19 protein-coding genes are annotated in these 20,964 nt (G+C 72.1%); 11 read left to right on the top strand and 8 right to left on the bottom strand.

What is annotated here, in order from left to right:
* Positions 1–34: 34 nt before the first annotated feature.
* The 3 genes from ACZ7M3_RS02765 to ACZ7M3_RS02755 form a co-directional block, all read right to left on the bottom strand.
* Positions 35–577 carry a PadR family transcriptional regulator gene (locus tag ACZ7M3_RS02765; RefSeq protein ID WP_452975704.1) on the bottom strand — a complete coding sequence of 181 codons (543 nt, stop codon included), beginning with the start codon at positions 575–577 and terminating at the stop codon, positions 35–37.
* 65 nt (positions 578–642) lie between these two features.
* Entirely contained in the window at positions 643–2,658 is a 2,016-nt protein-coding gene (locus ACZ7M3_RS02760) for an NADPH-dependent 2,4-dienoyl-CoA reductase (RefSeq protein ID WP_472060125.1), read from the bottom strand.
* A 176-nt stretch (positions 2,659–2,834) separates the two neighbouring features.
* Positions 2,835–3,620 (bottom strand): putative protein N(5)-glutamine methyltransferase, encoded by a 786-nt coding sequence (locus tag ACZ7M3_RS02755; protein ID WP_472060123.1) that lies wholly within the window; start codon positions 3,618–3,620, stop codon positions 2,835–2,837.
* 306 nt (positions 3,621–3,926) lie between these two features.
* Here ACZ7M3_RS02755 and ACZ7M3_RS02750 point away from each other — a divergent pair, with 306 nt between their 5' ends.
* The gene (locus ACZ7M3_RS02750) at positions 3,927–4,343 is read left to right on the top strand and encodes a MarR family winged helix-turn-helix transcriptional regulator (protein ID WP_472061007.1); all 417 of its coding nucleotides are present in this window, start codon (positions 3,927–3,929) and stop codon (positions 4,341–4,343) included.
* A 30-nt stretch (positions 4,344–4,373) separates the two neighbouring features.
* Here ACZ7M3_RS02750 and ACZ7M3_RS02745 read toward each other — a convergent pair whose 3' ends face one another.
* Both ACZ7M3_RS02745 and ACZ7M3_RS02740 read right to left on the bottom strand, forming a co-directional pair.
* A complete protein-coding gene (locus ACZ7M3_RS02745) occupies positions 4,374–5,126 on the bottom strand; it encodes a GNAT family N-acetyltransferase (protein ID WP_472060121.1) in 753 nt (250 codons plus the stop codon).
* Positions 5,123–6,043: an NADP-dependent oxidoreductase gene (locus tag ACZ7M3_RS02740; protein WP_472061006.1), complete on the bottom strand. Its 921-nt coding sequence runs from the start codon at positions 6,041–6,043 to the stop codon at positions 5,123–5,125. The genes ACZ7M3_RS02745 and ACZ7M3_RS02740 overlap by 4 nt, the downstream gene beginning before the upstream one ends.
* Positions 6,044–6,287: 244 nt before the next feature.
* Here ACZ7M3_RS02740 and ACZ7M3_RS02735 point away from each other — a divergent pair, with 244 nt between their 5' ends.
* Both ACZ7M3_RS02735 and ACZ7M3_RS02730 read left to right on the top strand, forming a co-directional pair.
* Complete coding sequence (locus tag ACZ7M3_RS02735; protein ID WP_472060119.1) at positions 6,288–6,893, top strand: sulfite oxidase-like oxidoreductase; 606 nt, start codon at positions 6,288–6,290, stop codon at positions 6,891–6,893.
* A gap of 4 nt (positions 6,894–6,897) precedes the next feature.
* The gene (locus tag ACZ7M3_RS02730) at positions 6,898–7,653 is read left to right on the top strand and encodes a ferredoxin reductase (RefSeq protein WP_472060117.1); all 756 of its coding nucleotides are present in this window, start codon (positions 6,898–6,900) and stop codon (positions 7,651–7,653) included.
* 120 nt (positions 7,654–7,773) lie between these two features.
* On the opposite strand, the gene ACZ7M3_RS02725 is transcribed toward ACZ7M3_RS02730, so the two are convergent.
* Positions 7,774–8,607, bottom strand: coding sequence for a universal stress protein (locus ACZ7M3_RS02725; RefSeq protein WP_472060115.1), 834 nt, complete (start codon positions 8,605–8,607; stop codon positions 7,774–7,776).
* A gap of 245 nt (positions 8,608–8,852) precedes the next feature.
* Between ACZ7M3_RS02725 and ACZ7M3_RS02720 the strand changes: the two genes are divergently transcribed.
* The 3 genes from ACZ7M3_RS02720 to ACZ7M3_RS02710 all read left to right on the top strand — a co-directional run bounded on the left by ACZ7M3_RS02720 (position 8,853) and on the right by ACZ7M3_RS02710 (position 12,846).
* Complete coding sequence (locus ACZ7M3_RS02720; protein ID WP_472060113.1) at positions 8,853–9,437, top strand: Rv1733c family protein; 585 nt, start codon at positions 8,853–8,855, stop codon at positions 9,435–9,437.
* A 166-nt stretch (positions 9,438–9,603) separates the two neighbouring features.
* Positions 9,604–11,499 (top strand): helix-turn-helix domain-containing protein, encoded by a 1,896-nt coding sequence (locus tag ACZ7M3_RS02715; protein ID WP_472060111.1) that lies wholly within the window; start codon positions 9,604–9,606, stop codon positions 11,497–11,499.
* A 381-nt stretch (positions 11,500–11,880) separates the two neighbouring features.
* Entirely contained in the window at positions 11,881–12,846 is a 966-nt protein-coding gene (locus ACZ7M3_RS02710) for an acetylxylan esterase (protein ID WP_355303574.1), read from the top strand.
* Between the two features lie 29 nt (positions 12,847–12,875).
* Here ACZ7M3_RS02710 and ACZ7M3_RS02705 read toward each other — a convergent pair whose 3' ends face one another.
* The gene (locus ACZ7M3_RS02705) at positions 12,876–13,925 is read right to left on the bottom strand and encodes a phosphatidylinositol-specific phospholipase C domain-containing protein (protein ID WP_067373350.1); all 1,050 of its coding nucleotides are present in this window, start codon (positions 13,923–13,925) and stop codon (positions 12,876–12,878) included.
* A 196-nt stretch (positions 13,926–14,121) separates the two neighbouring features.
* Between ACZ7M3_RS02705 and ACZ7M3_RS02700 the strand changes: the two genes are divergently transcribed.
* The 3 genes from ACZ7M3_RS02700 (at position 14,122) to ACZ7M3_RS02690 (ending at position 17,099) form a co-directional block, all read left to right on the top strand.
* The gene (locus ACZ7M3_RS02700) at positions 14,122–15,288 is read left to right on the top strand and encodes a serine hydrolase domain-containing protein (RefSeq protein ID WP_472060109.1); all 1,167 of its coding nucleotides are present in this window, start codon (positions 14,122–14,124) and stop codon (positions 15,286–15,288) included.
* Between the two features lie 171 nt (positions 15,289–15,459).
* A complete protein-coding gene (locus tag ACZ7M3_RS02695; RefSeq protein ID WP_472060107.1) occupies positions 15,460–16,200 on the top strand; it encodes a GntR family transcriptional regulator in 741 nt (246 codons plus the stop codon).
* Between the two features lie 65 nt (positions 16,201–16,265).
* Complete coding sequence (locus ACZ7M3_RS02690) at positions 16,266–17,099, top strand: alpha/beta hydrolase (RefSeq protein ID WP_097226678.1); 834 nt, start codon at positions 16,266–16,268, stop codon at positions 17,097–17,099.
* A gap of 43 nt (positions 17,100–17,142) precedes the next feature.
* On the opposite strand, the gene ACZ7M3_RS02685 is transcribed toward ACZ7M3_RS02690, so the two are convergent.
* Complete coding sequence (locus tag ACZ7M3_RS02685) at positions 17,143–18,033, bottom strand: class I SAM-dependent methyltransferase (RefSeq protein ID WP_472060105.1); 891 nt, start codon at positions 18,031–18,033, stop codon at positions 17,143–17,145.
* Between the two features lie 54 nt (positions 18,034–18,087).
* On the opposite strand from ACZ7M3_RS02685, the gene ACZ7M3_RS02680 reads away from it, so the two are divergent.
* Both ACZ7M3_RS02680 and ACZ7M3_RS02675 read left to right on the top strand, forming a co-directional pair.
* Entirely contained in the window at positions 18,088–19,683 is a 1,596-nt protein-coding gene (locus ACZ7M3_RS02680; protein WP_472060103.1) for an alpha-amylase family glycosyl hydrolase, read from the top strand.
* 388 nt (positions 19,684–20,071) lie between these two features.
* The gene (locus ACZ7M3_RS02675; protein ID WP_472060101.1) at positions 20,072–20,923 is read left to right on the top strand and encodes an alpha/beta hydrolase; all 852 of its coding nucleotides are present in this window, start codon (positions 20,072–20,074) and stop codon (positions 20,921–20,923) included.
* Positions 20,924–20,964 lie beyond the last annotated feature (41 nt).

Raw genomic sequence — 20,964 nt, 5'->3', positions numbered from 1 at the left:
GGACGGCCGACTCCGGTCGAGGGGGCGGCGGCCCCTACTGCTCGTCGAGGTGCTCGAACTCGTCCAGCGCATGCGTCAGCCACTGGGTCCAGAAGGTCTCCAGGTCGATCCCGGCCCGCAGCACCAGGTGCCGCAGCCGGTCCTGGGGAGCGTCCTTGCCGGGCGGGAAGTCGCGCTCCTGAATCTCCTCGTACTCGGCCAACTGCCTTTGGTGCAGGTCGAGATGGCGACGCAGGTCCATCGCGATGCCCGCGGTGCCGACGACGGCCGAGGCGCGCAACCGCAACAGCATCGTGTCCCGCATGGGCTTCGGGTCCTGGGACGAGGAGGTCCAGCGGGCCAGTTCGTCGCGGCCCGCCGGCAGCACCTCGTAGCTCTTCTTCTGTCCCCGGGCCGGCTGTTCGGACGGCAGGGCGCGGATATAGCCCTCGGACTCCAGTCTTCCCAGCTCGCGATAGATCTGCTGATGCGTCGCCGACCAGAAGTAGCCGATCGACTTGTCGAACCTCCGGGTCAGTTCGAGGCCCGACGACGGCTTCTCGAGCAGGGCGGTGAGGATCGCGTGCGGGAGTGACATGGGGTCATCCTAGGGACGCCGGACCGAGGCCCCGGGCGCGACCGCTCCGGCCGCGGCTCGGCCGGTCACAGCGCCGCCGCCAGCTCCGTGCCCTGCTTGATGGCGCGCTTGGCGTCCAGTTCGGCGGCCACGTCGGCACCGCCGATGAGGTGCACGCTGCGTCCCGCCGCGGACAGTGCCTCGTACAGATCGCGCCGCGGCTCCTGGCCGGTGCACAGCACGACGGTGTCGACCTCCAGGACCTGGCTGTGGCCCTCGACGGTGACGTGCAGTCCGGCGTCGTCGATCCGGTCGTACTGGACGCCCGGGACCATGGTGACCCCTCGGTGCTTGAGTTCCGTGCGGTGGATCCAGCCGGTGGTCTTGCCGAGTCCGGCGCCGACCTTGGAGGCCTTGCGCTGGAGGAGGTGGACCGTGCGGGGCGGGGTGGGACGCTCGGGTGCGGCGAGGCCGCCGGGTGCCTGGTAGTCCATGTCGACGCCCCAGTGGCGGAAGTACGTCGCCGGGTCCTCGCTCGCCTTGTCGCCACCGTCGGTCAGGTACTCGGCGACGTCGAAGCCGATGCCGCCGGCGCCGAGGATCGCGACCCGGTCGCCGACGGGGGCGCCGTCGCGCAGGACGTCGAGGTAGCCGAGGACGCTGGGGTGGTCGACGCCGGGGATCTCGGGGGTGCGCGGGGCGACGCCGGTGGCGACCACGACCTCGTCGTAGGCGGAGACGTCCTCGGCGGAGACGCGGGTGTTCAACCGGACGTCCACGCCGTGCAGTTCGAGCTGGGTGCGGAAGTAGCGGATCGTCTCGTCGAACTCCTGCTTGCCGGGGACCTTGCGGGCCACGTTGAGCTGGCCGCCGATCTCGCTCGCGGCGTCGTACAGGGTGACGTCGTGGCCGCGTTCGGCCGCGGAGACCGCGCACGCCAGGCCGGCGGGCCCGGCGCCGACCACGGCGACGCGCTTGCGCAGCCGGGTCGGAGCGAGGACGAGCTCCGTCTCGTGGCAGGCGCGCGGGTTGACCAGGCAGGAGGTGATCTTCCCGCTGAAGGTGTGGTCGAGGCAGGCCTGGTTGCAGCCGATGCAGGTGTTGATGGCCTCCGGCCGCCCGGCCGCCGCCTTGGCCACGAAGTCAGGGTCGGCAAGCATCGGTCGGGCCAGCGACACCATGTCGGCGTGGCCGTCGGCGAGCAACTGCTCGGCGAGTTCGGGGGTGTTGATGCGGTTGGTGGTCACCAGGGGGAGGGAGACCGCGCCCATGACCTTCTTGGTCACCCAGGTGTAGGCACCGCGCGGCACGGAGGTCGCGATGGTGGGGATACGGGCCTCGTGCCAGCCGATGCCGGTGTTGATGATCGTCGCTCCGGCCGCCTCGACGGCCCGGGCGAGCGTGATCACCTCGTCCAGGGTGGAGCCGCCCGGCACCAGGTCCAGCATGGAGAGCCGGTAGATGATGATGAAGTTCTCGCCGACGGCCTCGCGCACGCGCCGCACGATCTCGACGGGGAAGCGCATGCGGTTCTCGTACGAGCCGCCCCAGCGGTCCTCGCGCCGGTTGGTCTGAGCGGCGATGAACTCGTTGATCAGATAGCCCTCGGAGCCCATGATCTCGACGCCGTCGTACCCGGCCCGCTGTGCGAGCTCGGCGGCGCGGGCGTAGTCGTCGATGGTCCGCTCGACCTCGGCGTCGGTGAGCGCGTGCGGCGGGAAGGGGCTGATCGGGGCCTGCAGGGCGCTCGGGGCGACCAGGTCCTGGTGGTAGGCGTAGCGCCCGAAGTGCAGGATCTGCATCGCGATCTTCCCGCCCTCGCGGTGCACCGCGGCGGTGATCTCCGTGTGCTGCTCGGCCTCCGCCTCGGTGGTCAGCTTCGCGCCGCCTTCGTACGGCCGTCCGGCGTCGTTGGGAGCGATGCCGCCGGTGACGATGAGACCGACGCCGCCGCGGGCCCGGGTCGCGTAGAACTCCGCCATGCGCTCGAAGCCGCGCTCGGCCTCCTCCAGGCCCACGTGCATGGAGCCCATGAGCACGCGGTTGGGCAGCGTGGTGAAGCCCAGGTCGAGCGGGTTCATCAGGTGCGGGTAACGGCTCATCGGGACCTCCGTGCGGGGTGTCGTGTGTCTGTTGTAGACGACGGACAACGCCTTATGCAACTAGTTGCACAATGACGGAGGTCACTCGCCGAGGGCCGGCCCCGCTCCGTGACGACGGCCGACCCCTCTCCGTGGCGACGGGCGAGCCCGGGTGCTCGCCGAGCCCGCCTCGCAGGTCAGACCGCCCGCGGCGGCCTGGTGCCGATCACGACGTTCGCGTACAGCTCGTCGGAGACGGCCAGCGTGGCGGTCAGACCGCCGCGGGCGAAGGCCTCGACGGCCGCGGGGGCCTGGCGCTCGCTGGTCTCGACCAGGAGGCAGCCGCCCGGGGCCAGCCAGCGGGGCGCCTCGGCGGTGACGCGGCGCAGGACGTCGAGGCCGTCCGCGCCGCCGTCGAGGGCGACGAGCGGTTCGTGGTCGCGGGCTTCCGGCGGCAGCAGGCCGACCTCGTGCGTGGGAACGTACGGCACGTTGGCGGTGAGGACGTCGACGCGGCCGCGCAGGGCGTCGGGCAGGGCCTCGAACAGGTCGCCCTGGTGGACGCGCCCGCCGAAGGGTGCGACGTTGCGGCGCGCGCAGCGCACGGCGGCCGGATCGATGTCCGCGGCGTGCAGTTCGGGCCCGTCGAGGGCGGCGGCCAGCGCGGCACCCACCGCGCCGGAGCCGCAGCACAGATCCACCACGAGGGCGGCGCCGCGCGCGCGGGCCGCGGCCTGGTCGACGAGGAACTCCGTACGGCGGCGGGGTACGAAGACGCCCGGCTCGACGACGATGCGCAGGCCGTGGAACCGGGCCCAGCCGAGGACGTGTTCGAGGGGAAGTCCCGAGACGCGCCGGTCCACCATGGCGGTGACCTCGTCCGGGGTGCGGGCGGTGGAGAGGATCAACTCCGCCTCGTCCTCGGCGAAGACACAGCCCGCGGAGCGGAGCGCGGCGACAACGGAATCGGAAAGAAGGGGCATGAGAGCCGAGAAGCCTTTCGGTGAGCCGAAGGGCGCTCTCGCGGTCACCTAGAGGCGGCGATCCGCAGGGTCCTGAGGTGAGAGCACCCGACCTGACACAGCGGTAATGGGTCTCACCTCCTCGGCAACTCCCGGGCTGGGGTGGTCCGCAGCCAGGACGGTCACCTTACAGGAAGGGCCGGACGGCGATGGAGGCGCTCCCTCGCCTCGCGCCGGTCGCGGACCACCAAGTTGTACTATGCAACCAGAGAGGAAGGAGCTCCCGTGAATGCAGCCGACGCGTCCGTCGAGACCATCCAGCGCGAGATGACGGCCTTCGCCCGCCGCGCCCGGGCCTCGGCGGGACGGATGCATCCGGAGCTGTCGCTGGTCTCGTACACCCTGCTGGGTCATCTGGAGGAGAGCGGCGGCTGTCGTGCCACCGACCTCGCGGCGCACTACGCCTTGGACAAGTCCACGGTGAGCCGGCAAGTGTCGGCGTTGGAGCGGGCCGGGCTCATCGAACGCCGAGTCGACCCCGAGGACCACCGGGTGCAGGTGCTCCAGCTGACGGAGGCGGGCACCCACATCCTCGCCCAGGTCACCGAGAGCCGCCGGATCGCGTTCCGTGACCGGCTCGCGGACTGGCCCGCGGCGGACCTGGAGCGGTTCGCCACCTATCTGGTGCGGTACAACACGGCGGCGGCCGGGGCGCCGCCCGCCGCGCAGGCCTCCGGGAGCTGAGGTTTCACCACCGGAGGCCTTCGGAAGCCGTCAACGGACCCCCACGGCCCGGCCGTCCGTCAGGTGCTCCGGAACCCGTGCCGCCATGAACCGCGTGCTGCGGCGCAGCTTGAAGCCCAGGGACTCGTAGAGCCGGATGGCGTTGGTATTGCTCGCGGCGGTGTGCAGGAAGGGAGTCTCGCCGCGTTCGCGGATGCCGTGCGCCACAGCGAGGATCAGGCGGGTGGCGAGCCCCTCGCCACGGAAGTCCGGGTCGGTGCAGACCGCGCTGATCTCGGTCCAGCCCGGCGGGTGCAGCCGCTCCCCCGTCATGGCGATCAGCGCGCCGCCGCGCCGGATGCCGAGATAGGTGCCGAGCTCGACGGTGCGTGGCAGGAAGGGGCCGGGCCTGGTGCGCTCCACCAGGTCCAGCATCTCGGGTACGTCGGCGGGGCCGAGCCGCACCGCCTCGGCGTCCGGCGCCGCGGCGAGTCCGTCGTCGACGAGCTGGACGCCGTCCAGGCTGAAGGTCACCTCCCAGCCTTCCGGGGTAGGCCCGTTGAAGCCGGCCAGCGGGGCCTCGCCGCCGGGGCCGACGAGGGCGGCGAGGTCCGCCCAGTCGTCGTCGGTCGGGTCGTCGGGCAGGGCCAGCCACGGCGACACGTCGACGGGATAGCGCAGGACGTGTCCCCGGCGTTCGGCGAAGTGCGCGTGCGGGCCGGTCAGCGAAGCGAGGGCCGGGTTGTCCAGCGGGTGCGTGACGTCGGCCGACGGACGGGGGCTCGTGATACGACGGTCACTCATCGGGCGACCTCGATCACGATCTTGCCGCGGGCGTGACCGTCCTCGACCGTGCGCAGCGCCTCGGCGGCCCGGTCGAGGGGGAAGGTCCCCGTCACGAAGGGCCTCAGCCGGCCGTCGACCACCAGGCGCGCCACCTCTTCGAGGACGGCGGCGGTGCGGGCGCGCTCGACGGGTCCTCCCCCGAGCCGGGCGACCGTCTCCCGGTCGGCGCCGGTGATCAGCTTCGTACGGTCGTCCAGCAAGGTCGCCGCGGCTTCCAGCACCGCGCCCCCGACCAGGTCGAAGACGGCGTCCACCCCGTCCGGCGCGGCGGCCCGCACCCGCTCGGCCAGATCCGGCCCCGACGGGACGTGCACGGCCCCGAGCTCCTCGACGAAGTCCTTCTTGCCCTCGCTCGCGACACCGAGCACGGTGAGTCCGAGGGCGCGCGCGATCTGCGTGGCCGCGACGCCGACGCCACCGCCCGCACCGGTGATCAGCACGGTAGCGCCGGAGGGCAGGCCGAGCTGGTGGATCCCGTCGTACGCGGTCGCCGCGGCGACGGGCAGGGCCGCCGCGTCCGTGAAGGAGAGCGCGGCGGGCTTCTGGGCGGTGACTGCGGTCGGCAGCAGGGCGTACTCGGCGTATCCGCCGGCCATCGGGCTGCCGAAGACCTCGTCCCCCACGGTGAACCCGGTCACGTCGGGACCGAGCTCCTCGACGACGCCCGCGACCTCGTTGCCGAGGACGGCGGGGAGCTCGCGTGCCCCGGCACCGGGGCGGGCGTATCCCGTCCGCTGCTTCCAGTCGACGGGGTTCACGCCCGCCGCGCGGACCGCGACGAGTACCTGGCCGGGGCCCGGGCTCGGCCGGTCCTGCTCCACCAGGGCCTCGGTCTCCGGTCCGCCGTACCGGGTGAAGACGTACGCCTTGGGCATCTGCTTCCTCACTCTCCTCCGCCGTCACCACCACGGGCGGCACTATCGGCAAGGGAGATCACGGCGCGGCTATTCCCGGGCCCCGGGAGAGTTCATACGGTCGCAATGATCGGGGTCCCGCCCGGGCGTGGAGCACGGCCCGCGACCACGTACGGTTGAACCGACACGTACGGTTGAATACGTAAGCACCGATCACGCTCGATCCGCGGGCCGCCGCACCCGACGGCCTGGAGGCACCACCGCCATGAACGTCACCCGAGCCTTCACCGGGCGCCCCCGCGTCGACAACGCCGGACTGCCGCCCGGCCAGTACGACGCGGGCGACGACTGGCCCGTCCTGTCCGCCGAGGTCACCCCCGACCTCGCGCCCGCCGACTGGGCCTTCCGGGTCGACGGGCTGGTGGCCGAGCCGCGTACCTGGACCTGGGAGCAGGCGCACGCGCTGCCCGCGTCGGCGTACGAGGGCGACATCCACTGTGTGACGAGCTGGTCGAAGTTCGGGGTGCGCTTCGGGGGTGTCTCCCTGGACGCGTTCCTGGACACGGTGCGCCCGGACGCGTCCGCCACCCACGTGGTGGCCTACTCGCACACCGGGTACACCACGAACCTCCCGCTCGCCGACGTCACCGGCGGTCGTGCCTGGATCGTCTGGGAGTACGAGGGGAAGCCGCTGCCCGCCGAACACGGCGGCCCGGCGCGGCTGATCGTGCCGCACCTGTACTTCTGGAAGAGCGCCAAGTGGATCGCGGGCCTCAGGCTCCTCGACCACGACGAGCCGGGCTTCTGGGAGCAGAACGGCTACCACGCACGCGGCAACCCCTGGGAAGAACAGCGCTACTCCGGTGACTGAGACGATGACCGACACGTTCGTACCGCCCACCCGGTTCGCCGTGCCCGGGCGGATCGCGGTGAGCAACCGGGCCGCCGCCACCTGGCAGACCGCCACGCTCACCGAGATCCGCCGGGAGACGCCGGGCACCGCCACCTTCCGGTTCGCGGTGCCGGAGTGGACGGGGCATCTGCCCGGACAGCACCTGATGCTGCGGCTGACCGCCGAGGACGGGTACGTGGCGCAGCGTCACTACTCCCTCGCGTCACCGCCCGACGACGCCGGGCACATCGAACTCACCCTCGACCACGTCGAGGGCGGCGAGGTCTCCGGCTGGTTCCACACGGTGGCGAAGCCCGGTGACTCGGTCGAGGTGCGCGGCCCGCTCAGCGGGTTCTTCGCCTGGCCCGGCGACCGGCCCGCGCTGCTCGTCGGCGCCGGCTCCGGTGTCGTACCGCTGATGTCGATGCTGCGCCACCACCGGGCCCGCGCGCTGGACGTGCCGCTGCGGCTGCTCGTCTCCGCGCGCGGCCCCGAAGAGCTCATCTACGCACGGGAGTACGGCGCCGAGACCACGCCCGTCTTCACGCGCACCGCCCCCGAGGGGATGGCCGTGGGACGGCTCGCGGCGGCGCATCTGGCGCCGCTGCTGGCCGAGCGGCCGCCCGGTGGGTGGGAGGCCTATGTGTGCGGCTCCAACGGGTTCGCGGAGCACGCCTCGCGGCTGCTGGTGGAGGCCGGGCAGCCGGTGGACCGCATTCGTATCGAACGCTTCGGCTGAGACGCCCCCATCCCTCGGACCCGGTCGGCTGAGACAACCTCACCCGTCGAGCCCGGTCGGCTGAGACGCCCTCACCCGTCGGACCCGGTCGGCTGAGACATCCTCACCCGTCGAGCCCGGTCAGTCGTGCGGAACGACCGCCACCGGGCAGCCGGCATGCCGGATCAGCGACCGCGCGGCGCGACCCGGGCCCCGGCCCGTGCGGCGCCCGACGACCAGCAGACCGGCTCGCGCGGACGCCTCCAGCAGACGGGGACCGGGATCGCCGTCGACACGGTGCTCGCGGACCGTGGTCCCGGGGAACCTGTGGCGCCACGGCCACAGTGTGCTGGTGGGCAGGGTCCACGGGTGCACCACGTGCAGCGGCGCCGAGCGTACGGCGGCCGTGTCGAAGGCGTAGCCGATCAGATCGTCGGCCGAGGCGTCCGGATCGAGTCCGAGGACGACCGGCAGGTAGGGCGCCGTACTCGGCGGTGAGCCGTCGAGCACGGGCACCCGTTCGTCCTCGGGGAGTTCACCCGCGCGCACCAGGACGACCGGGCGGTCGGCGCGGGCCGCGACACCGAGGGCGACCGAGCCGACCGGGAACCCCGCGCTCCCCGTACGGCCGCGCGAGCCGAGGACCAGCGACTCCGCCTCGACGGCAGCGGCGAGCAGCGCCGGGACCGCCGGTGTCGCGGTGCGGCGGGCGATGATGTCCAAGGCCGGGTGGGCGTAGGAGAGTTCGATGGCGGCCCGGTCGAGTGCGGCGCGGGTGCGCCCGGCGGGAACGTCGATGTCGTCGATCTCGTCGATGTCGAAGACGCCGCCGGAAGCGGCCGGTTCGGTCCCCGCGTGCAGCAGCCGCAGGGGGAGCCGGCGGCGCTGCGCCTCGCGGGCGGCCCAGTCGGCCGCGTCCAGGCTGGGTCGCGAGCCGTCGATGCCCACGGTGATCGTCCGCGTGTCGGTGCTCATGGCTTCCGCCTTCCCAAGGGGTGCGACCGCGGACAACTGTCGTTCGTGCGGGGGGGCGGTTACGCGCCAGTGCGCGTCGAGTGCTGCTGGATGGGCACAGGTCATGGTGGCTCCTGTTCGCTGCGCGGAGTGGTTCGCGGGTTCCACAGGAGGCGCGGATCAGTCACGCCGGGTGAGCCGAATCGTTCCGGTACGGGGTCCGTTCGGCCCTCCGCGGGCAAGACCGTGGAGGCGAGGAGGTGAAGATGCGTACCCGGGTACGCGGTTGGCGCTGGCGCCGCAATCCGCTGCGCCGCCGCTCGGACGTCGTCGAGGCGTGGACGGTACTGGCCGTCGCCGTGCTGTTGTTCGTCGGTGCGCCGCTGACCGGAGCCGCTGTGGGGTGGTGGCGGTACGACAGCGCACAGGCACGGGCGGCGGCTCAGCGGGCCGAGCGGCAGCGGGTGAGCGCCGTACTCGTCGAGACCGCGCCCGCGGCGGTGCCCTCGCCTCAAGGTGCCAGGCTGCCCACGTTCCGGGTGAAGGTGCGCTGGACCGAGCCGGGCAAGGGGCCCCGGACCGGTGAGGCCCTGGTCCGCGCGGGCGGACAGCGCGGCGACCGCGTCGCCGTCTGGCTCGATGCGCGCGGCCGGAACGTCGGTCCGCCGGTGAGCACCGGCGCGGTCTGGCAACACGCGCTGACAACGGGCGTGTCGACCGCCGCGGGGGTCGTGGCCGTCGTACTCGCCTGGCACTTCGCCGTACGGCGGACCGCCGCGCGTCGCCGCCTGGCCGAGTGGGAGCGGGAGTGGGCGCGCACGGGGCCCAAGTGGCGGCGGCACACGGCTTGATGGCGGGGGTACCACTCGGTCTTGCCGGCGGGGGTACCACCCGTCTCGACGGCGCGGGGTGCCACCCGTCCCGCGTCTTTTTCGCGCACCCCGTACTGCGGTCCGGCGGCGGACGCGCCTACGGTGTCGGCAGCGGCCGGTGCGCCATCGACACGGGAAGGACGCCATGCCCACGCTGATCAACCTGTGCGAGGAGCCCGATTTCTGTCTTCGGTTCGTCAACGGGGGTCCGATGGCCGACCGCGCGGTCGATTCCGTACGCGCCCTGTCCCTGGCCGCGACCGCGGGCGGCTCGCTGGGTGATGTGAGGGACGCGCTGGTGGTGATCGGTGACTTCTGGACTTCCGGGCGGACGTCGGTGCACGAGGGGGTCGAGCCGTTGTTGCGTGAGTTGTCGCGGCAGCGGGCTGCCGGACTCGCCGTGGTGGTCGGGCAGCACGGCGCGCAGTCCGTTCCGGTGGTGATCCGCAGCTCGGCCGTCCGCCTCGGCGTACCGCTGCTGACCACGACGAAGGAGTTGCACGACTGGCACGAACTGATCCCGCGGCTGCGCGAGTACCGCTACCGGCAGGCCGAATGGCACGCCGATCAGCTCACCGCGCTGCTGAACCGGCTTCCGGACCGGCTCGCCGACGCGCACACGGCCACGGATGCGGACACGGACGCGATGCAGCGGATCGCGGACTGGCTGGCGGCCGCGGTGGACGCCGAAGTGGTGGTCAGTGATCCCCTGCGCGGTGTACTGGCCGCGGCGCCCGACGTCCCCACCCGGCAGCCCCCTCGCACCGCCTTCCCCCGGACGCGGACGGAGTCGCTCCCGCTGAGCGCCACCGGTTCCGGCGCGGTGCTGGCGGTGACCCCCCGCCGTCCGCTCGACGACGTGCGCACCGAGTTGCTGGGGCACGCGGCGAAGACGCTGGGTCTCATCGACCGGACTCGGTTGCGGGACCAACTGGCGGAGACCCGGCGCGAGGTGCAGCTGAGCGTCCTGCAACTGCTCATGGTGGGTGAGGAGGTGGCGGCCCAGCGCGTGCTGGCCGGCCTCGCGCCGGGGCTGTTGGCGACCGAGTCGGTGCGTGTCCATGTGATCGACTGCGCACGGGAGGACCGTGAGGTGACGCTCCGGCAGGCGGAGGACGCGCTCGCCGGACGCGCGCTGCTGGCGCGGTGCCCGGTGTTCAATCACCTGATCGTGGTCGATCCGCTCCAGACGGACGAGGACGCTCCGGGCGGTGTGTGGCACACGCTGGAGGCCGTCGTCGCCGCACTGCCCGAGCACTCCATGGGCGGCAGCCGGGTGTACGCGCTGAGCAGTGTGGCGGACGCCTACACACAGGCGGCCGGCACCCTCGTGACGGCGCGCCGGACGGCCGGGCGGGTCGCGCTCGCCGAACAGCGTGCCGATCTGATGGACGTCCTGCCGCCGGCCACGGCCCGACGGTGGGCGGGCACACTGCTGCGCCCGGTGCTCACCCTGCCGGCCGGGCAGCGCGAACAGCTCGTACGGACACTGGAGTTGGGGCTCGAGTTCCCGCACACGGCCGTCGGCCGGTTGCTCGGCATCCACCGCAACACGGTGACGCACCGCATCAGCAAGGGCTTCGGTCTGCTCGGTCTCGACCGCGGCCAGATCCTGAACCGGGTGGTGGTCTCGACGGCGCTCCAGGTCGTCGTGAAGTACGGTCATGACGCGCACTCGGCCGACCCTGCGGCGGACTTCACCGCGATGGTGTCCGCTCCGGAGGTCCGCGCCTGGGCCGACTCGTTCCTCGAGCCGCTGCGGGCCGACCGCCGCGATCTGCTGCGCACGCTCCGGGTCTGGCTGGAGAACGACACCCACACCGGGCGGACGGCCGCCGCGCTGGACCTGGCGCCGGTGACGGTCCGCAGTCACCTGCGGGCCGCCGCGCCGCTGATCCAGCGTGACCTGCCGGTGGGCCCGGACGAAACGGAGGCGCTCGACGGCAACGGGAACGAGCACGAGCAGGCGCTCAGCGGCGTACGCCCACTGGCGTTCGCCCTGCACGCCGACACCGGCCGCCCCTCCCTGCCGGCCGCCTGAGCCCGCCCCTCACCGGCGGCGGACTGTGCACCGGTGACGGGGTGCGCCCGCCCTCTTGTGCACCGGAACGGCTCCCGTCCGCCCCGGTGGCGCGTCCGGCGGCCCGACTGTGCACGCGTGACGTGGCACGGCGGGACGTCGCTTCCTAGCGTGACGCTCGCCCGCCCGACGCCGCGTCGGGGCCGGCGCGAAGGAGGTCGCCGTGAACGCCAACCGCTGGTCGCGCAAGAGTGAGGACGACCGGGCCGGGCGACGTGACTGCGGTTGGTCCGTGGCCCTGGCCCTCGGCCCCGGTGACTGACCGAAGGGAGGTCTGGCGGCCCTCCGGCCTCACACGTACGGTGTGATCATCCGCACCCGTGACGTCAAAGGTGGTCCTTCATGGCACAGTTCGACCTCCCCCTCGACGAACTTCGCGAATACCGCAGCGCGTCCGCCGAGCCCGAGGACTTCGACACCTTCTGGGCCAAGACCCTCCAAGAGACGCGGGAGCACGACCTCGACGCCCGCTTCGAACCCGTCGAGACGGTGCTCAAGACCGTCAAGGTGTACGACGTGACGTTCGCCGGGTTCGGCGGGCACCCGGTCAAGGGCTGGCTCACGCTGCCCGCCTGGGCGAACTCCGCCCTGCCCACGGTCGTCGAGTTCGTCGGATACGGCGGCGGTCGCGGCCTCTCCCACACGCATCTGCTGTGGGCCTCGGCGGGCTTCGCGCACTTCGTGATGGACACCCGTGGTCAGGGCAGCGCCTGGGGCGGCGGCGAGACCCCGGACCCGGTGGGCAGCGCGCCCGCCTACCCCGGTTACATGACCCGTGGCATCGACGCTCCCGAGAACTACTACTACCGCCGGGTGTTCACCGACGGTGTGCGCGCGGTGGAGGCGGCCCGCTCGCATCCGCTGGTCGACGCGGAGCGCGTGGCGGCCGTCGGCGGGAGTCAGGGCGGCGGGATCACGATCGCGGTGGGCGGTCTGGTCCCCGACCTGGCCGCGATCGCGCCCGACGTGCCGTTCCTGTGCGACTTCCCGCGTGCGACGACGCTGACGGACCGGCACCCGTACCGGGAGATCGGCAACTACCTCAAGACCCACCGCGGCCGCACCGAGGACGTCCTGCGCACGCTGTCCTACTTCGACGGGGTGCACTTCGCGGCGCGCGGGCGGGCGCCGGCCCTCTTCTCGGTCGCGCTGGAGGACCAGACCTGCCCGCCCTCCACGATCTTCGCGGCCTTCAACGCCTGGGACCACGAGGACAAGAAGATCGAGGTCTACGACTTCAACGACCACGAGGGCGGCGGCCCTTACCAGGAAGCGGCCAAGCTTGCCTGGCTGCCCGCGCACCTCTGACGCGGCCGTGGAGAGGTGACGGCCGGTGCTCAGCCCGCCGTTCCGCGCGGTACGACCGTCGCCAGGACCGCGGGCAGGGGGTACCAGTCCGCCGAGACCACGCTGGCGTGCTGCCGGGCGAGGAGGGCGACGCGGTCCAGGGCCTGGGCCTGGGTGGGGTTGGTGGCGTCGATGGCCGGGGGCACGTTCTGGCCGTCGGTCATGACGACGAGGTAGTGGCGGTCGTCGTACCAGGCGGTGTCGATGGTGCCGTTCGCGTAGGTGGCCGCGTCGCCGTCGAAGATCACGAACCACGGGCGGATGGTCGGGTCCGTGTAGCGGGTGCGCGGGTCGCCCGTGGCCGCGTTGTGCACGGCGGGGAAGGCGGCCGCCTCGCGCAGGCGCCCGGCCGCGGCGAGGTCGCGGAGGTAGGTGGCGTACTCGCGGTCGGTCCAGAGCGAGTCGAAGGGGTTGCCTTCCTCGACGGTGCCGGGGATCAGCTCGACCATGAACTTGCCCGCGAGGGCCGAGCGGGCGGGCCAGCCGTCGGCGCGTACCGCCGAGTCGAGGTCGCCGTGGGAGCCGACGACGTCGGCGGGGCGCAGCAGGGCGTCGCCGAGCTTCGCGGTGAGCAGGGCGTCCAGCTGGGCGGGGCCACGGCTGGCGTTGGCCGCGAAGCCGTCCTTCATCTCGATCTTCAGCTGGATCGGCCGGTGGCCCGGGTGCGCGTCGTGCCAGGCCTTGATGTCGGAGAGGCAGCCGGCGAGGTCGCGGTTGCGGGACTTGGTGCGCAGTTCGGAGGCGTTCGCCGCGTTCTCGCAGTTGTTGTCGTTGCCGATCGGGTTGCTGTGCGAGACGCGCCAGGAGGCGCCGAACACATTGGTCCACACGTCGAGTTCGAGCATTCCGGCGCCGGAGTCCAGCGCGTCGGCGAAGTACGTGTACTTGGCCTTGTCGTAGGAGTTGTGGACCCCGACCGAGGTGCTGGCGGAGTACGAGAGGTCCGCGGCGGTGGCGCCGGGGGCCGTGGTCAGGGCGAGGGCTCCCGCCGTCGCCACCGCGATCCCGGTACGCGCCAACACCCTCACATGTCTGTACATGCTCCCCTGCCTCCTGCGTCTCGGTGGTCAACCGACGTGCAGCGTAGGGGTGTTGGGTGACATCCGGAAGATCCCGCGGTGAAGGACGACGGGCGACGACGACACGTACGGAAGACGGATGCCGTCACACCACTTCCCTCCAGTCCGACCAGTCGGTACGTTCGGGGCCGGAGTCCCGATGGATGACGGAGGTCCCATGACCCAGCCCGCGCCGCGTGTTCACGGCCACTGCGACGCCCGCTTCGCGGCGGTGCGCACCGCGTTCGAGGAGAACTTCCGGGATCGCGACGAGCTCGGCGCGGCCGTGACCGTCACGCTCGACGGCGAGACGGTGGTCGACCTGTGGGGCGGCTGGGCCGACGCGGCGCGCACCCGGCCCTGGGAGCGCGAGACGCTGGTCAACGTCTGGTCCACGTCCAAGGGCCCGACCTCGCTGTGCGCGCACATCCTGGCCGATCGCGGGCTGCTCGACTTCGACGCCCCGGTGGCCGCGTACTGGCCGGAGTTCGCGGCGGCGGGCAAGGAGTCCGTGCTCGTACGGCATCTGCTGTCGCACCGCGCGGGGCTGGCCGGGCTGCGCGAGCCGCACGATCTGGCCCAGCTGTGCGACTGGGAGCTGACCGTGGAGCGGCTGGCGGCGCAGGAGCCGTGGTGGGAGCCGGGGACCCGGTCCGGGTACCACGCGCTCACCTTCGGCCATCTGGTGGGAGAGGTGGTGCGGCGGGTCTCCGGACTGCGGCCGGGCGCGTTCTTGGAGCGGGAGGTGACCGGGCCGCTCGGGATCGACTTCACCATCGGACTGCCGGAGAAGGAGACCGAGCGGGCGGCCGAGCTGGTGCATCCGCCGGTCGCGTCGAGCAGTGAACAGGCGGCGATCTTCGCCCAGTTGGCGCCCGCTGCGGTGGCCGCCCTCGCCAATCCGCTGGTCGGCGCCACCGAGGCCAACACGGCCCAGTGGCGGGCGGCCGAGATACCCGCGGCCAACGGCCACGGCACGGCCCGCGCGATCGCCGCGCTGTACGGGATCTTCGCCGGACGCGGGGCGTACGGCTCCCGGCAGGTGCTCTCCCCGGAGGCCGCGGAGCGGGTGCGCGAGGGGCAGGGCAGTTGCCGGGACCTGGTGCTCGGCGCCGGGTTCGAGCACGAGACGGAAACCGGCCTCGGGCTGTGGCTGAGCGGACCCAATGGCTCCTACGGTCCCAACCCGAGGGCTTTCGGACACGACGGCTTCGGCGGCTCCTGCGGTCTCGCCGACCCGGAGTCGGGCCTCTCCCTGGGGTACGTCATGAACCGGATGGGCCCGCACATCGCCGACGACCCAAGGAAGATGGCACTCGTGGACGCCCTGTACAGCTCGCTCTGAGCGCGCCCGCGACGCCCGGCGGGTGCGGGCTGAAACCGGCCGAACCGTCCGACCGCTCTTCCCTCGTGGTTTAGACCAATGCTAGATCTGGTGGCGCACAGAGCCCGCACGGCTACGTCTTGTCACCACGATCAGCACGCTCACCACGGTCACCTCTCAGGAGGCGCGGACATGGCCCGCACCACCAGTCCCACCAGCACCCACCCGTCCGACCAGGAGCCCCGCTACGCGCGGATCGCCGCACAGCTGCTCGGCGAACTGCGCGACGGGACGGTTCCGCCCGGTGAACGACTGCCGGGAGAAAGGGAGTTGGCCTCGCGCTTCGGCGTCAGCCGCGAGACGGTGCGGCAGGCGCTGCAGCGGCTGCGGCACGACGGTCTCGTCTCCACCGACCGGCGCGGCAGCCACGCCACCCTGCCCGGCACCACCGCCGAACACATCCCCTCGCTCGACTTCCCCGTCGGCGCGCACACCGCCGAGCCGTGTGCCGTCCACCGCGCCAGCGTCACCTGGGAGGCTCCCCCGCCCGAGCACGCCGAGGCACTGGGGCTCGCGCCGGCCCGGCCGACCCTCGTCCACCGCTACGAGTCGGCCGCGGCGGACGGCAGCGGACTGCGTACGGCCTTCACCTCGTTCTCCGCCGTCGCCGTGGCCGAGGTCGAGGAACTCGCCCGCTACCGCGACCGCGCGGACGGCTCCGCCTCGGCGCAGCTGCGGCGGGCGTACGACTGGATGCGCAAGGCCGGGCTGACCCTGCACCACCGGGACGCGATCACACGGCTCCCGCAGTCCGTGCGGGTCACCCGGCGCGTGCACGACCAGTACGACCGGCCCCTGGAGATCACCGAACTGGTGGTAGAGGCACAACAGGACGCCCTGGTCTACGAGTTCACACTGCCGGCGGCGGGGTGAAACCGGTCCGAGGACGCAGTCACGTGACAGATCCCAGGAGCGCCGTACGCGACTAGGTTCGAGACATGACCACCAACGACGCACAGCAGATCGAGCGGGCCAACGCCACGGGCCGCGTCCCGGTCGTCTTCGTCCACGGCCTGTGGCTGCTGCCGAGCAGCTGGGACCGGTGGACCGCGCACTTCGAGCAGGCGGGCTACGCGCCGGTCTCCCTGTCCTGGCCCGACGACCCCGACACGGTCGAGGAGGCCAACGCCCACCCGGAGGTCCTCGCAGGCAAGACGGTCGGGCAGGTCGCCGACCATCTGGAGACACTGATCGGCGGCCTGGAGAAGAAGCCTGCGGTCATCGGCCACTCCTTCGGTGGACTGCTCACCCAGATCCTCGCCGGCCGGGGCCGGTCCGCCGTCTCGGTGGCGATCGACCCGGCACCGTTCCGGGGTGTGCTGCCGCTGCCGATCTCCTCGCTGCGCTCCGCCGCGCCGGTCCTGGGCAACCCGGCCAACCGGCACCGGGCCGTCCCGCTCACCTTCGACCAGTTCCGCTACGGCTTCGCCAACGCGGTGAGCGAGGAGGAGGCCAAGGAGCTGTACGACACGTTCGCCGTACCCGCGCCGGGCGCCCCGCTCTTCCAGGCCGCCACGGCGAACTTCAACCCGTGGACCGAGGTCAAGGTCGACACCGAGAACCCCGACCGCGGCCCGCTGCTGATCATCTCGGGCGAGAAGGACCACACCGTGCCGTGGGCGATCACGAACGCCTCGTACAAGAAGCAGCAGCACAATCCGGGCGTCACCGAGATCACCGAGATCCCGGGCCGTGGACACGCGCTGACCATCGACCACGGCTGGCAGGAGGTCGCCGACACCGCGCTGGAGTTCGTCCGCCGCTTCGCCTGACCTCCCGGGACATCTCCCAGGACGTCTCCCGGGACAGCGCGGGTCAGCCGGATCCGGCAGCGGCATCCGAAGCGGCGGCGGAGGCGCCGCCGCTTCGGGTGGCCACGACCATCCGGCATCGCGGGCTGCCGTCACGCCGCCAGCCGAACTCGGGCAGCGCCAGAAGCTCCACCTCGAACCCCGCCCGCCTCAGCTCCCGCTGTACGTCGCCGAGCCGGAACGCCCGGTAGTACATGACGAACGGTGGCCGCCAGACGGCGTTGCGCACCCGCATCGCCGTGTCGAAGCCCAACAGGGCCCAGTACCAGGGTGAACTCGGGCGCGGCGGGGCCGTGACGGGGAACGCGAAGCGCCCGCCCGGTCGCAGTACGGAGTGGACCTGGGCGAACAGACCCGGCAGCTCGCGCGGCAGGAAGTGCCCGAACGCGCCGAAGCTGACGACGAGGTCGAAGACGGGGCCGAAGGGCAGGGCACGCGCGTCACCCCGTACCCACGCGAGGCGCGGCGACCTCCCCCGGTCCGCGCCCTCGTACGATCCGGGGCTCGCCCCCGCTCGCGCGCCGGGTCGCGGGCGCGTTCGGCCGCCGGGGAGCGCGACCCCCGGCGCGTCCGCTTCCGTACCCTTCAGTCCCCCCGTACCCGTCCGCTCCCGCCCCACGGCCAGCATCCCCGCGCTGATGTCGACCCCGGTGACCGAACCCCGGCACAGTCCGCTCAGCACCTCCATGCCCGCGCCCGTGCCGCAGCACAGGTCGAGACCGTGGTCGAACGGGCCGATGGGACGCAGTGCACGGGCCACTGCGTCGAGGATCGCGTCCGGAGTCCGGAACGGCGTGTGGTCGAACTTGGGTGCGAGCAGGTCATAACCGTGCTCGACGGAGGACAGGGCCTGCGCGGCCAGTTCGCGGAGGGTGGGACCTTGCGGGGTGAACATCGCCCTCAGCTTAGGGGCAGCGCGCGCCCCGGGCGCCGGTCTAGGGTCCCGTTCATGACTTCGTTCCGTCCCGCCCCCGCCTGGCTGGCCGACGCCGTCTTCTACCAGATCTATCCGCAGTCCTTCGCCGACTCGAACGGCGACGGCATCGGCGACTTCAACGGGATCGCCGAGCGCCTCGACCACCTCGCGTGGCTGGGCGTGAACACCGTGTGGCTGAACCCGTGCTTCGTCTCACCGTTCCGCGACGCCGGGTACGACGTCAGCGACTACCTGGCCGTCGCGCCGCGTTACGGCTCCCTCGACGACCTGGCCAAGCTGGTCGACGAGGCCGGCCGACGCGGCATCCGGGTCCTGCTGGATCTCGTGGCAGGGCACACCTCCGACGAGCACCCGTGGTTCAAGGCCGCCGCGCACGATCCGACCGACGACCGGTACATCTGGGCGGCCGAGGGCCGTCCCGACGGCTTCGTCCCCTCCCCCGGCAGCCGCCCGGGCGCGTACCTGCCGAACTTCTTCGCCTTCCAGCCCGCCCTCAACTTCGGCTACGCACGGGCGCATCCGGCCGAGCCCTGGCGCCTCCCGGTCGACGCCGAGGGGCCGCGCGCCAACCGGGCGGCGCTGCGCACGATCATGGACCACTGGCTGGGGCTCGGCCTGTCCGGCTTCCGTGTCGACATGGCCGCCTCGCTCGTCAAGGACGATCCGGACAAGACGGAAACCACCAAGGTCTGGGCCGAGTTGCGCCACTGGCTGGACGGCGCGCATCCGGACGCGGTGCTGCTCTCGGAGTGGGGCGAGCCGGAGGTGTCCGTCCCCGCGGGCTTCCACGCGGACTTCTTCCTCCAGTTCGGCGGCCCCACCGACGGCCTCGCGCTGCGCTCGCTGTGGAGCAACGGCGAGGGGACGGTCAACGAGAGCTGGGACCCGCTCGACTGCTTCTTCGACCGGAGCGGCCGAGGTTCGCCGCGCCCCTTCCTCGAAGCCTGGGAGAAGGCGTCCACCGCGCTCGGCGCGAGCGGTTTCATCTCCCTGCCCACCGCCAACCACGACTTCTCCCGCCTCAACTGCGGCCCGCGCACACCCGAGCAACTGCCCGCCGCCTTCGCGTTCCAGCTCACCTGGCCTACGCTCCCGGCGATCTACTACGGCGACGAGATCGGCATGCGCTTCCTTCCCGGCCTGCCCGGCCAGGAGGGCAGCGTCCTCGGCCCCCGCTACAACCGCGCGGGCTCCCGCACACCGATGCAATGGGACGAGGGCCCGAACGCCGGTTTCTCCACCGCCGCGCCGGACCGCCTCTACCTCCCCGTCGACCCGTCGCCCACCCGCCCGACCGTCGCCGCCCAGCGCGCCGACGAGACCTCGCTCCTCCACCTCGTACGCCGCCTCGTCACCCTGCGCACCCACACCCCGCAGCTCGGCTCCCGGGGCTCGGTGGAGGTGCTGCACGCCGGCCATCCGCTCGCGTACCTGCGCGGCGGACGGTACCTCGTGGTCATCAACCCACGGGAACAGGAGGCGAGTTGTGCCTACGACGGTGCCCGCACCGGGGTGCCCCTGGAGGCCGACGGGGTCACGGTGAACGGCTCCACGATCACCGCCGAGGGTTTCGCGTACGGGGTCTTCGACCTGGGCCCCGACCGCTAGTCACGTACTTCGCGGGTGACTGGATCGGTTGGTTCGGCGCCCGCTCACCTGAGAGCGTTTTGCCGAGTCGGCCTTATGGACGTTCCTGCGGGGTCAGCGAGAGGGACGCACCCGCACCGGGGACGACGGTCGTCAAGAGCTGAAGGCGACTGCCGGGCCGCCGGCCCCGGAATCTAGGTCATATGACGGATGCCGCCGCAAAAGCGCTCTTCATAGGGTCCATGGCATGCCACACCGATCAAAGTCGGCCGTGCGCGGCTGAGCCCGCCGACCGGACCGAACTCCTGACGGCCACCCGTTCAGGTCGCGCCCGCCGCCCTCGCGTAGCAGCTCAGCGGTGAGCTCTCTGTCAGACCCATTCCCCCAACCCCAATGCGTGAGGAGTCCCATGAGTACCGAGGTTTCCCGCCGTCAGGTACTGGCCGCCGGAGCGGCGCTGGCCGGATCGGCGGCGCTGATAGCCGGCTCAGAAGGAACGGCCGGCGCGGCGACGGCCCCGACCGGTACCGGTGAGGAGAAGTCGAAGGTGAAGCCCACGATCGTGTTGGTACATGGCGGCTACGCCGATTCGTCCTGCTGGAACGCCACCATCCAGGAGTTGCAGGACAAGGGCTACACCACGGTCTGCGGGTCGAATCCGCTGCGGGGTATTCCGACCGACGCCCCGTACATCGCGAGTCTGCTGGACTCCATCAGCGGACCGGTCGTGCTGGTCGCGCACTCCATGGGTGGAACGGTCATCACGAACGCCGCTGCCGGAAAGACCAACGTCAAGGCGTTGGTCTACATCGCGGCGTTCGTGCCCGACGTGGGCGAGACGCAGGGGGAACTCATCACCAAGTTCCCCGGCAGCGAGGTCGAGCCGGTGAGCGTGCCGGTCCCGTACACGAAGGCCGACGGCACGACCGGAATCGATCTGTACCTGAGCAAGGACGGCCAGGCGGCGTTCGCCGCCGACATCTCCACCGCTGACTTCCAGGTCCTGCAGGCCACGCAGCGGCCGTTCGACGCCGATTCCTTCACCTTCCCGACCACGGCCGCGGCCTGGAAGACGATCCCGTCGTGGGGTCTGGTCGCCGGCCGGGACAAGGCGATCCCGCCGGCGTGCGAGCGCTGGATGTACAGCCGTGCGAACGCGCGCAAGGTCGTCGAAGTGCCGCGCTCGTCCCACGTCGTGATGCTCAGTCACCCCAGGATCGTCGCCGATCTCATCGTGGACGCCGCCAAGGCGACCAGCTGACGCTCGCGACGAGTGCCCCGGTCCGACATCACGGACCGGGG

Source organism: Streptomyces sp. NPDC111656 (assembly GCF_055656965.1).
Note: the sequence above shows the minus strand (reverse complement) of the source record. Positions and strands in the feature narration are given on the sequence as shown.

Bases quoted from the DNA above. Each gene is read 5' to 3' on its own strand.
- ACZ7M3_RS02695 (WP_472060107.1), top strand. From the start codon at position 15,460: ATGGCCCGCACCACCAGTCCCACCAGCACCCACCCGTCCGACCAGGAG.
- ACZ7M3_RS02745 (WP_472060121.1), bottom strand. From the start codon at position 5,126: ATGAGTGACCGTCGTATCACGAGCCCCCGTCCGTCGGCCGACGTCACG.
- ACZ7M3_RS02700 (WP_472060109.1), top strand. From the start codon at position 14,122: ATGACCCAGCCCGCGCCGCGTGTTCACGGCCACTGCGACGCCCGCTTC.
- ACZ7M3_RS02735 (WP_472060119.1), top strand. From the start codon at position 6,288: ATGAACGTCACCCGAGCCTTCACCGGGCGCCCCCGCGTCGACAACGCC.
- ACZ7M3_RS02740 (WP_472061006.1), bottom strand. From the start codon at position 6,043: ATGCCCAAGGCGTACGTCTTCACCCGGTACGGCGGACCGGAGACCGAG.
- ACZ7M3_RS02680 (WP_472060103.1), top strand. From the start codon at position 18,088: ATGACTTCGTTCCGTCCCGCCCCCGCCTGGCTGGCCGACGCCGTCTTC.
- ACZ7M3_RS02685 (WP_472060105.1), bottom strand. From the start codon at position 18,033: ATGTTCACCCCGCAAGGTCCCACCCTCCGCGAACTGGCCGCGCAGGCC.
- ACZ7M3_RS02690 (WP_097226678.1), top strand. From the start codon at position 16,266: ATGACCACCAACGACGCACAGCAGATCGAGCGGGCCAACGCCACGGGC.
- ACZ7M3_RS02750 (WP_472061007.1), top strand. From the start codon at position 3,927: ATGACGGCCTTCGCCCGCCGCGCCCGGGCCTCGGCGGGACGGATGCAT.
- ACZ7M3_RS02675 (WP_472060101.1), top strand. From the start codon at position 20,072: ATGAGTACCGAGGTTTCCCGCCGTCAGGTACTGGCCGCCGGAGCGGCG.
- ACZ7M3_RS02725 (WP_472060115.1), bottom strand. From the start codon at position 8,607: ATGAGCACCGACACGCGGACGATCACCGTGGGCATCGACGGCTCGCGA.
- ACZ7M3_RS02760 (WP_472060125.1), bottom strand. From the start codon at position 2,658: ATGAGCCGTTACCCGCACCTGATGAACCCGCTCGACCTGGGCTTCACC.
- ACZ7M3_RS02720 (WP_472060113.1), top strand. From the start codon at position 8,853: ATGCGTACCCGGGTACGCGGTTGGCGCTGGCGCCGCAATCCGCTGCGC.
- ACZ7M3_RS02755 (WP_472060123.1), bottom strand. From the start codon at position 3,620: ATGCCCCTTCTTTCCGATTCCGTTGTCGCCGCGCTCCGCTCCGCGGGC.
- ACZ7M3_RS02730 (WP_472060117.1), top strand. From the start codon at position 6,898: ATGACCGACACGTTCGTACCGCCCACCCGGTTCGCCGTGCCCGGGCGG.
- ACZ7M3_RS02765 (WP_452975704.1), bottom strand. From the start codon at position 577: ATGTCACTCCCGCACGCGATCCTCACCGCCCTGCTCGAGAAGCCGTCG.
- ACZ7M3_RS02710 (WP_355303574.1), top strand. From the start codon at position 11,881: ATGGCACAGTTCGACCTCCCCCTCGACGAACTTCGCGAATACCGCAGC.
- ACZ7M3_RS02715 (WP_472060111.1), top strand. From the start codon at position 9,604: ATGCCCACGCTGATCAACCTGTGCGAGGAGCCCGATTTCTGTCTTCGG.
- ACZ7M3_RS02705 (WP_067373350.1), bottom strand. From the start codon at position 13,925: ATGTACAGACATGTGAGGGTGTTGGCGCGTACCGGGATCGCGGTGGCG.